The following is a 13004-nucleotide window of genomic DNA, read 5'->3' on the forward strand; positions in this document are numbered from 1 at the left end:
TTAAAATCCGAGAACCTCTTTCGGATCCATATGTCCGCTCCACATTTCTTTTTTCGTTTCCAAATGCAGGTGAGGTCCCGTCGATCTTCCTGTCGTTCCGCAGACGCCGAGTTTATCGCCCGCCTGAATTCGCGAACCTTCCGATACGTCGATGCTCGACAAATGGGCATAGTGGGTGTACAGCTGATCTTCATGCTGGATGACGACGGAATTCCCATAAGTTCCCGCACCCTGGCTGTACACGACCACTCCGTCTCCGACCGAGTGGATCGGTGTTACGCCGCCCATACAGGCGAAGTCGATGCCGTTGTGCATCGATTTTTCCTCTCCTGTCACCGGGTGGGTCCGGTAGCCGTAATCACTGGTGATTTCCGCACTGCCCTGGATCGGCCGGACGAAATCACCGTTGAAGCTTGGGGAGATGCCCGCAATCGCGTCACTCGACACAGGATGGTAATACTTCAGGACGGCATCGACATACATCACATCTCCGTAACAGGCGCCGCTTGGAACGGAATCCCCGCGGATACAGCTGTACAGGCCTGTATGCTTCAGCTTCTCATACATCATTTGCGAAAAGGAAACAGCGAGGTCCTCGGTATAAGCACCGCCGCGGTCATTCACATAATCGATGAACCCGCCGCCGAAGTTATACGACTGGAGGGCCAGTTTAATATCCCCGTTCGCCTTCTCGAGGACGCTCTTGTAATGTTTGACGCCTTGTTCGATCGATGCCTTCGGGTCGGTGATGCAGCCAATGTAGCCGCACTTGCTCTCACTTGCCTGGAACGGATCATCCCCCCCGCCGCCCGACTCCTGCATCATCATCGCAAGCAGGACGTCGACGTGGCTCTCGATCCCGAATTCCCTGGCATACATTTCAACATCGCTCCGGTAGCCTTCCACCGTATCATTAAGAGGAAAGGTACCCGGGGGAAGGCTGATGATTTCCCCGGATGTCCCACTGTTACTATCCGATCCGCCGATGAAGCTCTGGAAGATGCCGACACCGAGGACAAAAAGGAAAAAACCGACGACAACGACGAGCAGGATAATCAATTTCGCTTTGAGCGAGAGGAAGCCTGCTCCCAGTTTGACTGCGTTCTTCGCTAGATTGCTCAATGGATCAAGCACCTCCACCGAATAAGTCCAGCTCCTCCTTCGACACATCGACGTTCATCTTGATGTTCTTCACAGACGAGATCGACAACAGCACCTGTCCAGTCTGGAGGAATGGAATCTGATTCAATTCACTGTCATTTAATTGCCCGACGAAAACCTCTTTCAGCCTGCTCAACGATTCGCTGTCCTGTTCGGCGATGAATTTGTACTGCGTCAGACTGAACAGCTTCTTCACTTCTTCGGCGCTGTTCTGATCAGCGTTCTCCGGTACGAAGTCGGTGATCAGGTGGCTGGCGAAGAAAATGCCGCCGAAATATTTCCGTGCCTCCCGCATGAAGCGCTGCAAATACTGGACGCCGTGTTCCGAACCTTTTCTCGTATTGATGATATGGTGGGCTTCATCGATCAGGATCAAATAACGGATAGCATCCTCAAATTCGAGGCGGTGCTTGTTGAACGCCTGGAATTGCGGCTGTCCGTTATTCAACATGCCGTCCCACAGCATGTTCATGACGTTGAACAGCTGGGCCTGGAAAATTTCCGGCTTCAGCTCGGATAGATTACGGAGCGGAAACGATACAAAGTACTCGTGGTCGAAGTTATCGATGCTCGACGGTCCGTCAAATAAGTGCGCATAGTTCTGGACGAGGTTGGATATGTTCAGTTCGATATGTTCCAGACGCTCGCGGCGGACGACGCCGATATTTTCATAGACTCGCTGGGCATCAATGTCTTCATACAGCTCTTTCCGCAGGTAGTAGAGGAAGTCACTGAACGTCGGATATTCCTCTGCCTTCCGGTCGGTGATGCGGTTCTCTTCCTCCCCTTCGACCCATAAGCCGTGTTCGACGTACAGGTTGCGCAGGAGATTCTCGTATTCTTTGATTTCCGCATTGGTCGTATCCGGGTTCAAAAAGCGGTAGAAGACGCTCATTTTACTAAGGTGCTGGGTGAACGAGAGCTGCTCGTTCGCCGTGCCGTCATCGTTCGATGCTGTCTTATAGACGTGCAGCGGATTGATGATCCCGTTCGATCCGTCGAGGGCGATGATTTTTCCACCAAGAGCATGGGTCAGATCCTCAAACTCTCCGGTAATATCAAGAATCCGGACTTTGTGCCCCTTCACCGCATTATCAAGCGCCACCTTCTTCAGAAGCGTCGACTTCCCTGATCCCATTTTTCCGATCATGAGGGCGTTGTAGAACTTACGCTTCTGGTCTTTATGGAACAAATCGAAAATGACGTTGCCGTTGGTGTCCGTCGTTCCGTAATGGGTACCGAACGGATCGTTCAGAGCGGTGAAGTGGAACGGAAAGCCGCCCGCAAGCGACAAGGACGGAATCTCGACCCCTTTCCGTTTGTTCGGATATTTCTGCTGGGTCGAGTAGCTGCTGAACAGCCCTTCCCATTCGTATTCCTGCTCATTGAGAAACACACTTCCCCGGAAGTTGAGAGATTCGAGCGTATCGATGACTTCTTTGACGGTACGCTCCAGCTCATCGATCGTCTTCGCACTGACGAACAGACGGAGGATGATCCGCTTCAGCACTTCTCCCTGACGGATTTCATTGTAGATGTCCTGAAGCTCTTCATAGCTCTGGGATGCTTCGATCAAGTCCGAGGTATCCTTGGCATTCTCTCCGCGGACTTTCTGCTCGGCCATACTCTTGTTGATATTATCCATGACTTCCTTCCGGTTCGGGGTGCTGATATCCAGGCTTGCCACGACGTTCGGCATGTTCATGATCTGCTCGAGCCAGAAGTCGGAAACGATCGTTTGGAAATCGTAGATGTGGATGCTTGTTTCATAGCCGTCCCCTTTACGGATGAAGGCTTCGTCGAACTTGATGCCGCCCTGACTCTGAATCTCAGACAGCAGATAAGGGTTGTAACCATAGACTTCTTTGTCATCTTTCTTCTCCGTGTCCGATGGCTTGAATCGGCTTAATATCGCTTGCAGCACGTCACATGTCCCCTCTCGCTGTTTTGTTCTTGGAATTCAGATTGAACAGTTTATACAAAATGTTGATCTTCTTCTCTTCACTCAGCCTCACGACCGGCAGCGACACGCTGATAAGCCGGTCGATATTCTTTATCCGCGAGTGCAGGGAATACTCATCATCGGCATAGATGAAGAGGTAATATTCCCGGTTCGTCCGTTCCTTCTCGATGAACTGCAGCTCCTTCAGCTTCTGCTCGAGGAAAAAGCGGTATTCCCGCTTCGTCGTCTTCTCGAGCCTGCGCAGAATATGGCGCTGCTGGGTGCTCGTGTCTACAGGGAAGTTCAGCGGGATGATCTTGATATCGTTCAAGTACCACTGGTAGAAATAAGCCAGCGTATAGATGTTCTTATCCTTATCCGATTGATTGAGGGAATAAATATCCTTCGATGTCAGCTGGACAATTTCGAAATAGCCTTCTTCATGGTTCAGCTGAAAATACCCGTTCGCCGTCATATCGATGACAGGAGAAATCTCAGCGAAACTGGATTTCACTTTGATTTTCTTCGACTTCCGTTCCTTCTGCTCCTGGATGTTCGCTTCGTCGAAAACCGACCGCTGCTTCTGCTCCGGCACGGATTGCCGTTTCATTTGTTTTTCATCGAATAAAGCCATCTGTGTCACCTACCACTTCATTATTCTCATCGCTCTCGTCCACCTCATAATCAATGGCGATATATGTGTCCTTCCTTCTTCGCAGGGAAAGGTAGATCGCTTCATACATCCGCTTCTTCGGATTCGTCGCAGGCCGGATGATCGTCAGGCCCGCGACGATGATCATGAATATATAGAAAAGCCACGTGAAGGAAGCGTGAACGACATTGCTCATCACAAACGTAAACAAAAGCAGTCCGACGAGGATGCCGAGATCGGTCAGGTACAACGCCTTATTGATCTTCAGCTCACTCGTCACGTTCTTGGGTATGCGGTAATTCGCCATGGTTTCCCTTCCTTCTATCCTTTAAATTTCTTCACTTGTTTCTTGACGTTGCGCTTCATTGCTTTGCCGGTGTTCCGGCCGACTTGATAGCCTGTCCGCGTATGCTGGACGGTCCGGTTGTTCTGGAAAGTATCGCGGAGCACGTGGCCGACGTGGCGCTCTTCCACCACCTGCTCCTGTTCATGGATGACCTCCCGCGTTCCGGATCCGGAAGAGCCGCCGGAGACAGGGCGTGAACTGCCGCCGCTTGACGTTGTTCTCGTCGTCGTCCGTCTTTCCTGTCTTGCCGGAGCCGGTGAAGCGCCGGAAGAAGGCGCTGCCGGACCGGCAGTCGTCGTCTTCGTCGTTGTCGTCACCCGCTCGACAGGTGCAGACCCGCTCGATCCGGATGCCGCCGGTCTACTGCCGGAAGAACCGCTGGAGGCAGAGCCCGCCCCGCGTGGAGACGATCCGGGAGAAACGGTGCCGCTAGAGCTCGATGCTCCTTTTTCTGATGTGCCCGGGGCCGTTTCGGTCCCTCCGGATCTTGATGCTGCGGAAGAGGAACCGGAAGATGCGGTTCCCGGACGGTTGCCCCCGGAGACTCCTGCAGCAGGAGCTCCGCTCTCTGTGGAGTGCTCCGCGGATGTTCCCGTGCTGCCACGGTCCTCCGCCCCTCCAGGAGCATTCGGCATCCGCTGCACACCCTGCTTAGGTCCCGAAGCCGGTGCTCCGGACGTTTGTGCTCCAGAAGCTCCGCCGGTCGGAGCGGCGGAGCCGGTTCCGGATTTCTCTCCTTGTCCAGCTGCGCCGCCTTGCCCCGGTTTTCCGGCGTCGTTCGCCTTCTTCCCTTGTTTTGTAGGAGGCGTTCCTGCACCTGTATAGCCTTTCTTCGCCATTTCATCATGAAGGGACGGCGGACCCGCAGCTCCCGAAGCAGATTCTTCCCCGTCCTGCTTTTCCATCTCATCATGGATCGAACCGGGAGCCTGCTCGTTGGCGGTGGTCGTTTCCTCGACACCGGCTGCCGCTTCACGTCCGCCACTCTCTGCTTCTGATTCGGCCGTTTGATTATTTTTCTGCTCGTGACTCGGTGCCGACTTAGGAGCTCCACCCTTTTGTCCGGCGGAGGATTCCCCCGAGCCCTGCTGTTTTCCGGCTAAACCACCGGCGACGCCGACAAGTCCACCGACAGCGCCTGCCGATTTATTGACCATTGCGCCGCCTGTCCGTCCTGCACTTTTAGCAAGTCCCTGGGCTCCTCTTGCCGCCGCATATGTACCTGCCAACGCACCCCATCCGGACTTCAATCCGGCGTCGATGCCGAACAGCCGCTCGACGATATTCGGTCCTTCTATCACCGCTGCGGCAAAGCCGATCATGGCGATCAAATAGACGATGCCGTCGAAGTTCTCTCCGATCCAGCCGGTCCCGATCATGTACACTTTCATACTGAGAAAAATCATGATCGTAACGAGGAAGATGTTCAGGATGTTCTGTACGACCTGCTTCATCTTCTGTCCGTTGTGAATATCCGTCGGCGCAATGATGCCCGCCAGAACGTAGTTGAAGGCGAGCTCGAAGAACAGCTTGGCAAGCTTCACGGAAATGGTGATCAGCACAAAAGCCATAATCAGAAGTGTCCCGATCATATTGATCCAGTCCACCGTATAGCGGTAGTAATACTCCTTCGTAATATCCGTGATCCAGCTGCCGTCCTCGAGGTCGATAATTTTCCGCGATCCGTCACCGAGGGTCTCGACTTTATGGCTTAATATTTTTTCTCCGTCATTACTAAGGTTCTCTTCTTCCGTTATATCGCTGTCCTTTTGTAAGTAGGAGTTGATATTGATGTCTGTAGCGAATTCGGGATCGATGTTGTTCTTTTCCTCCAGCTCCGGATTATCCCAACCGTTGATATCATAAAGTCCGATATCTGTAATATTGCTTTTCACGACCTGTGAGGCGATCTTCCCGCCTTCGCCGGAATAGTTGATTGCCTGGATCGCGTCATCCGTAAAGCGGTCCGCCTTCTGCATTCCTGTTCCGAGCACGACGATGATCATCAGTGCCATGATCAGGTTCGTGAAGACGCCCTCCCTGTTGAACTTCTTCTGAAAAATCAGCAGGTAGCCGATATATAACAGGTTGAAGGCCAGCAGGATGACGAACACAGGCTGGAATTGATCGACGAAATCGACGAAATCCTGATTGTTATAGAAGGATTTCAAGCCGAGAATCGTATCCGCTACATCTTCCAGCGCATCGACGATCCACGCGAGCCCCTTGACGAACATCCACAGCACCCAGCGGAAGGTATCCTGAATGATCGTCCCTTTCGTCAGGTAGTCTCCGAATTCCAACAGTTTCTGGAGTATTTCCTCATCACTCATTCCTGCTCCCCCCTATCCATTCGTAAATAGGAAACGTTCGACCGTCGAATCGACCGACTCGTCGTAATGATCGACGAGAATGCGGTATTTCGACGTGTCCGGATCCATATGGATTTTACATAATCCGTCCTGCAGCTGGACGACGAGTTCATGATCTTCCAAATGGTCTTTATGCTTCTCAAGCACCTCGACAAGGGAAAGAGGATCGTCCTCTTTCGCCCGCTTATACCAACCGTCTTTCATTGTCTCCCGCTCCTTCCCTTTGTCTCGCATCCTCTATTTTGTCGACGATGAGCTGATACGTATGACCGGCTATCCGCCCCTCTTCCTGAAGGCTTTCAAGCAGTTCAAGAAAATCATCCGCCGGCATGTCGCGAAGCTCCTCTACGTGGTGATCCGTCGCCCTGTCTACCGTCTGCTCGATAAAAACGAGGATGTTGTCCTCTCCCAGCAGCTCACCGATAGAGCCGGCACCGGCATGTTCCTTTTCCTCACCGAACCGGTACGTGACCTGCTTCAAGTCCAACGTTTCGTGCTGGCAGCGGATATCGAGTTCATGAATGGAGGTCGATGTATCGAAGTCATCTGCCAAGTATTCATAGCGGTATTTCATCCGTGTTTCTCCCGTGTTGAAGATCGGGTAGGCCTTGATCGTCTTCCGCTTCTTATCCTGGCGCTTGATGCCGCGGATCACGACCGTTTCGCCTTCTTTCAGCTGGAACAATTCCGTCGCATTCAGAAGACTGCGGCCGTCCGTTCCTTCTGTCTTGCTTTTATCAAACGACAATGTGCTGCCGCTCCGGCTGTGGGAGGTGATCGTTTTCTCGCCGAGTTTCTTCGATACTTCTTCGGCTGTATCGTTGTTCGTCGTCAGGATGTAGATTGTGTTGGCACAGTTGCCATCGATCGTCTCCCAATCCTGTTCGTACTTCTGTTTCAACTGCGCGTAAGCCTGAATGACAAGATTGAACTTGATATTCCTGCCGAGACAGACGGTGATCATCGACCCCATATCGTCAATGACCGGCATATTTCCAAACTCATCGAGAATGAAGACGACCTCCCTGATGCACTTGCCGCCCTTCGTATGGCTCGCCGTCCTGGCAAGCTCTGTGTACAGCTGTTTCACATACAAGGAAGCAATGACGTGCAGCGACGTATCGTAATCGGGGGTGATCATGAACAAAGCGGTCGGCTTCTCGAACTGTTCGAACCGTTTGATACGGACCGCTTCTCCGCTTTTCTCCTGAACGCTGTAACGCACGTCCCCGTTTTCATCAATGGCCTCGATGGCAACCGTCATAGAAATGTCGCTGTCCTCGACTTCGATCCGCACGTGATCTCCGGCTGTCAGCTTTTCGTCATGATCGATAGCGAAGCGGCCTTTTTCATTCGTCCGTACCGATACCTGCCCTTCAGGAAAATGGACATAGACCCGGCTGAGCGGCTTCGTGAATCCGGTCATCGTTTTCCCGAAACCGATTTTCTTCATATCGAAACTGTTCATCGACGTCATCTTCGCAATCGGTGTCAGGGTGAAAATGCTCAGCTTGTCGAAGGTGTAAGAGAAAATGCCGGCGACCGTCTGGCTGGCTCCACTCGCGAATCGGATCGTGGCATACTGCAGCCTTGCCGGATGCTGTTCCGGTAAGCTGTCGAAAAAGCGGTCGAGCCCGGTTTCCGTATCTCCGGTGATTTCATCCATGTACTGTTCGCTCGCCAGCGTGTTCAAGGTATTGGCGACCGTGTACATCGTCACCTTCTCTTTCTGATGCGGGATGTTCTTCTCGCAAAGCCCGAGGATCAGTGCCGAACATAGAGCGGCGGCACTATCCTGCCAGAACTTATCCTTAGCGGATGGATCGCTGTACAGCATCGTGCTGATCGTCTTCGTATATTGCTCGGCTTTCGCCATATCCCCATCTTCATAGGCGTCGATGACCAGCTGCAGCAGTTGGTAGGACATCGACTGGAGCGGGTTGTCGAGGTTCAGGACCTCCACATGGTAGCCCCGCTTCTCAAGCGTTTCCTTCGAGGCGGCGAACAGCTCGCCCTTCGGATCGTTCAGCACCATCGATGCCTGCTCCTCCGCTCTTGAATAAATGTCGATCATCGGGAAGATCCCCATCTCCCCTTTACCGGAACGGGTCGTACCGATCCATAGGTTGTTGACCGGCGAATCGTCAATGAAGATGTTATTCTTATACCTCGAGATCGGCGCGCCGCCGGTCCCCGGAAAGGATACCTTCTTCTCCGGAACAGCCTTATACTGCGCCTTCAATTCTTTCAATGTCGTAAAACGGCTCGTCCCCTTATCCCCGCTTTTCTCCAAGTCTTTGAAGTTCGTCCGCAGTTTGTAGTACAGAATCCCGAACACGACAAGGGTGAGGACGGCCATACCGATATACACCTGGGACGGAATATGATCGAACGCCAGCACCAGGGACTGGATCGAGACGTCGAGATCGGACAGCTGCAGGAATGAATCACTGTTCCAGACGTCCTGGACCGTGATGGTTATTAGATTGATCACCGTATTTAATAGAAAAAAGACAAACACGGCCCCGAGTGAAGCCATAACGATATGGACACTCTTCTTTCGCATAATGATCACCTCTATGTAAAATGAAAAGACACCCTGTTCCAGGTGTCTTAAAGACTTTCTTTCTCCGCCTCAAGTTCTTTCTTCTCTGCTTTCAGGCTCTTTTCTTCCTTCTCCTTCGCGCCTTTCAAATCTCCGTCGATATCGGCAAGCGACTGATCAATCTCTTCATAGCGGGCAATTTTCTCAGACAGCTCTTCGCTGTTGTTGTTCTCAAGCTCCGCCTTCGCTTTTTCGATATCCCCGGTTTTCAAGTAGGCGTACGTTTTCTTCTCGCTTCGGTCTTTCGTCGTTTCGATATTCTCAATGGAAAGCACCTTGTCGTATTCCTCTTCGGCATAGGCGATTTCGAACTTCGCTTCATTCGTCGGGTAAGCTTCATTGAAGGCTTTCAGCGCATCGATTCCTTGATTGTTAGCAATGAACGTCGCCGCCATCTTCGCGTCCTCCTCATACAACGACACGAGTTTATCGAACGCCTCTTCCTCTACAAGGTAGCCGGCGTAGATCTTCTGCTCTTCCCCGTCCAACTCGTCCAGATCCTGCTTGGCCAAGTATTCTTTCAAGGACGTGTCTTCCCCGAGAAGGGCAGCCTCATAGCGGGAGATGGCTTCTTCCTCGGCTTTCTTATCTGCCGCGACCGCTTCATATTGTGCCTGGAACGAAGCGATTTGGAGCAGGAAGAACGCGACGGTTCCGACTGTTGCCAGCGTGAAAAAGGCGGCAAGACCGTAAATCGTCCGGCGCTGCCACTTCTTCAGGCGGGAAATCCGGGATCGATCGAGCCTGCGGAACGCTTCCTCTTCCACATTCTCCTCCTGTTTGAACTCCTCACTGACCAGCTCTTCCATCTCTGCCATCAACGCAAGGCGTTTCTTTTCTTTCTCCTTGCTCGTCCGGATTACCGGAAGCTTTTTCTTGATATGCATGTATAAATTCGGCGCGTAATAGGAACCGAACCGGAATGTACCGGAGTAAATCGCGTCTCCGTTATTATCTTCTTCCAAAAGGTAGAACTCTCCATCGACCTCTTCCTTCTTCTCCCGCATTTCCTTCTCGATTTCCTGAGACAAGCGGACAGCTTCCGGAAACGGGATTTTCTCGAACTTGGCAATTTTGGAGTGTTCCACTTGAGTAAACACTACATATAACATTGATTCCGACCTCCAAACATACGAAAGCCACACCGGAAACAGCAGTGTGGCTTTGCATTAATATATAAGCGTTCTATTAAAACTTGATATTGTTGTCGATTCCGCTTGCGATACCGTACGCTCCCATAACGACGATCAGTCCGACCGCTCCTCCAAGGAACCAGCCGACAGAACGTCCGCGTCCGCGGTCGCCCCCGAACATCAGGAAATATCCCCCGACACAGAAAGCCAAAGCAGCTCCGATCAAACCAAGGCGCTGAGCCCATTGCAGAATCGACTGTCCCGTCTGAACGAGACCATCCATCCCATCAGCGGCTCCCAGCATCAACGTGTTTAACAGATTCATAGAAATCTTCCTCTCGCTTTTATTATATTGTCATGCCGATTACTATCGACTTACCTCTAAATCATACGTGTGCCAACCATTCGGAAATTCAGGTATGGGCCTGCTGTCTTTAAACCGGTGACGGGCACCTTGGCAGACATGGTCCATGATAATACCTTTTACTTTCTGGCTGGAAGTAAGAACCCTGTGGCAACGTGACAGCATCCGAATGCCGCTTGCCAATGCACATCGTTTTTGGCTGTGTACGAAGAACCAGTAGAACAGCGCTGCACATGTCGTGGCAGGTTTTTGGAATCGAACCCTGCAAACCATTCTGTGTGGACGGACGCCTACGCGCTGAATAAGCGGCCGCACCTCTATTCAATTGTCTATTTCCATCGTACGGCCCCTTATGAATGGTCCGCTACGAATGTACGCAATGTCTCCTGATCCTTCTCCTGAATCAACTCTTCGGTCACTTCCAGCTCTGCTGCCGGCTGACCGTTCTCTATGTATGCAATCGTATCGATCGGCAGGAACAGATCCTTCTTCTTGCTGTCTTCGTTGAAAACTTCGTGTACGTCGTCCGACGCCTGTTGATCGTTGAAGTAGACGAGCGTCTGCCCCTCTTCTTCGAACACTTCTTCCAGTACAGGGAGGTATCCGTTATCCTCCGCTTCATAATCACTCAGTATATAAGCGAAGCCGGTGAAGTCCTCCTTGGCAATCTCCTCTTTGAACGCATTATATTCCTTCTCCTCGACAGGCTCTCCGCTCCCACAGGCCGCAAGCATCCCTGCGACTATGGCGAAGAGCATAACCATCATCCATCGTTTCATCGATTCATCCCCCTGACGTTTGACGCTTCTTCCATTTTCAAGCTTACCCATCTATCAAAAGCAAGGATCTCCTCACTTCATCTTTCGCTTCTCGACATAGGTGTACAATTCATCATCCGAATGTTTCCGCTTGGCAACGATGCGGCGGTCGCTGTTCACCGCCGTTCTCACCCGGTAGTAAATATCCGCTACCGGCTGGATCTTTCCGTTGTCTTGATTGACGGCAAGGGAGCCCTTCAGTTCATATACCTCATTATCAAACGTTTTGACAGATTTCGCTTTACATGAAAGATCCACATGTGAAAGCCGTTTTCTCCTCACCTGATCACCTCAAAGTCTTACGATATTATAGGAAGATATCGCCTTTATCCGCATACTGGAAGCCTTTAATGTGCTTGAACTGTATTTTCCTCGTATCGTTCTCTTCTTCTCTTAAAATCAGAAAATAGTTTTTGAAAATGAACAGTCGTTTGGCCGACACCTTTCTATGTGCGTCATAGACGACGAAATTGATCGGTTTCGACAAACGTCCCGTCTCCTCATCATATTTAATATCCAATTTATTTAAAGCCTGGTAAAATTTCGTGACAATATCCATCAACATAACCCCCATTATACATGAAAAAAATGACAGTGCAATCTATTTTACAAAAAAAGAAATACAAATTTCAGAAGCTTTACACTATATTACAAGAATATCATAAAGACAGGGGAGGTATAAAGGTTGATGTTTATAGATTCTGTGAATAATCCTGTTATTTTTGAACTAGATTACGACAAACTTTTTACTCATTTTTGAAAAGTATTTTGCAGATGAAGGCTCTCTTAGGGGTATAAAGTTATAAGCATAAAGTTACCGTCTCTCTTCATTAAGCTTGTAACCTGCAATCCTTTCATTTCCAAATACATCCACAAAAAGGGATAAAAGGAGTGCCGGTGTTTCTCTTTTTTATTCTATTTCGTTCCCTGTTATAGTATAGATAGAATACTAATGAGGTGACATGATGGAGATACACAACATTTTCCATAAAATCAAAGACCATGAACCGACCGTTCTCGGAAGCGAGCATCTGCGTAAATTCGCTGTCCTGCTGCCGGTGATGGAGAAAAACGGCGAGCCGCACGTCCTGTTCGAAGTCCGGTCGAGTGAAATGAGGCGCCAACCCGGAGAGATCTGCTTTCCCGGCGGGAAAATCGACCCAGGCGATGCTGGTGCGAAAGCGGCGGCGATCCGGGAAACGGAAGAAGAGCTCGGCATCGATGCCGGACGCTTGTCGGATGTCCACCCGCTCGACTATTTGATTTCCCCGTTCGGCATGATCGTCTATGCGTATGCCGGCTACCTCGATACGACAGAAGAGGACCTTGTGCACAACCCGGCAGAAGTCCAGGAAGTGTTCACCGTCCCGCTTTCCTTCTTCCTGAACGAGAAGCCTCGCATCCACTACGTCTCCTTTGTGGCGAAGCCGGAGAAAGACTTCCCGTACGAACTGATCCCGGGCGGCGAGGATTACGACTGGCGGGCACGGCAGATGGAGGAATACTTCTATATCTACGGAGACAAAGTGATCTGGGGGTTGACCGCCAGAATCATCGCCCATTTCGTCGATGTCCTTAAAAAACAAGCAGAGGAATGATGGAGAGAACCCT

13 protein-coding genes are annotated in these 13004 nt (G+C 51.1%); 1 reads left to right on the plus strand and 12 read right to left on the minus strand.

Features of this window, described 5'->3' with window-relative positions:
* The 12 genes from QRD89_RS18460 to QRD89_RS18515 all read right to left on the minus strand — a co-directional run bounded on the left by QRD89_RS18460 (position 1) and on the right by QRD89_RS18515 (position 11952).
* Entirely contained in the window at positions 1-1122 is a 1122-nt protein-coding gene (locus QRD89_RS18460) for a lysozyme family protein (RefSeq protein WP_235601506.1), read from the minus strand.
* A 4-nt stretch (positions 1123-1126) separates the two neighbouring features.
* Positions 1127-3082: a VirB4 family type IV secretion system protein gene (locus QRD89_RS18465; RefSeq protein WP_369815274.1), complete on the minus strand. Its 1956-nt coding sequence runs from the start codon at positions 3080-3082 to the stop codon at positions 1127-1129.
* A gap of 4 nt (positions 3083-3086) precedes the next feature.
* Positions 3087-3737, minus strand: a complete 651-nt coding sequence (locus QRD89_RS18470; protein ID WP_008634526.1) for a TraC-like domain-containing protein — start codon at positions 3735-3737, stop codon at positions 3087-3089.
* Entirely contained in the window at positions 3721-4062 is a 342-nt protein-coding gene (locus QRD89_RS18475) for a DUF5592 family protein (protein ID WP_008634529.1), read from the minus strand. Before QRD89_RS18475 ends, QRD89_RS18470 begins: the two co-directional genes overlap by 17 nt.
* Positions 4063-4076: 14 nt before the next feature.
* Positions 4077-6434, minus strand: a complete 2358-nt coding sequence (locus QRD89_RS18480; protein WP_286095999.1) for a pLS20_p028 family conjugation system transmembrane protein — start codon at positions 6432-6434, stop codon at positions 4077-4079.
* A gap of 12 nt (positions 6435-6446) precedes the next feature.
* Positions 6447-6677: a hypothetical protein gene (locus QRD89_RS18485; RefSeq protein WP_008634535.1), complete on the minus strand. Its 231-nt coding sequence runs from the start codon at positions 6675-6677 to the stop codon at positions 6447-6449.
* Positions 6658-9039, minus strand: a complete 2382-nt coding sequence (locus QRD89_RS18490; RefSeq protein WP_286096000.1) for a VirD4-like conjugal transfer protein, CD1115 family — start codon at positions 9037-9039, stop codon at positions 6658-6660. The genes QRD89_RS18485 and QRD89_RS18490 overlap by 20 nt, the downstream gene beginning before the upstream one ends.
* A 47-nt stretch (positions 9040-9086) precedes the next feature.
* Positions 9087-10190: a hypothetical protein gene (locus tag QRD89_RS18495; protein ID WP_008634543.1), complete on the minus strand. Its 1104-nt coding sequence runs from the start codon at positions 10188-10190 to the stop codon at positions 9087-9089.
* A 76-nt stretch (positions 10191-10266) separates the two neighbouring features.
* Positions 10267-10536, minus strand: a complete 270-nt coding sequence (locus QRD89_RS18500; protein WP_008634546.1) for a hypothetical protein — start codon at positions 10534-10536, stop codon at positions 10267-10269.
* 389 nt (positions 10537-10925) lie between these two features.
* A complete protein-coding gene (locus QRD89_RS18505) occupies positions 10926-11354 on the minus strand; it encodes a hypothetical protein (RefSeq protein WP_286096001.1) in 429 nt (142 codons plus the stop codon).
* Positions 11355-11426: 72 nt separating this feature from the next.
* On the minus strand, positions 11427-11675 hold the full coding sequence (locus QRD89_RS18510; protein WP_286096002.1) for a hypothetical protein: 249 nt from the start codon (positions 11673-11675) through the stop codon (positions 11427-11429).
* Between the two features lie 25 nt (positions 11676-11700).
* Positions 11701-11952 carry a hypothetical protein gene (locus tag QRD89_RS18515; protein WP_008640531.1) on the minus strand — a complete coding sequence of 84 codons (252 nt, stop codon included), beginning with the start codon at positions 11950-11952 and terminating at the stop codon, positions 11701-11703.
* A gap of 406 nt (positions 11953-12358) precedes the next feature.
* Between QRD89_RS18515 and QRD89_RS18520 the strand changes: the two genes are divergently transcribed.
* Positions 12359-12991, plus strand: coding sequence for an NUDIX hydrolase (locus QRD89_RS18520; protein WP_286096898.1), 633 nt, complete (start codon positions 12359-12361; stop codon positions 12989-12991).
* The last annotated feature ends 13 nt before the right edge of the window (positions 12992-13004 follow it).

The sequence above is a fragment of the Halobacillus sp. ACCC02827 genome, assembly GCF_030291935.1.
Taxonomy (GTDB): domain Bacteria; phylum Bacillota; class Bacilli; order Bacillales; family Halobacillaceae; genus Halobacillus.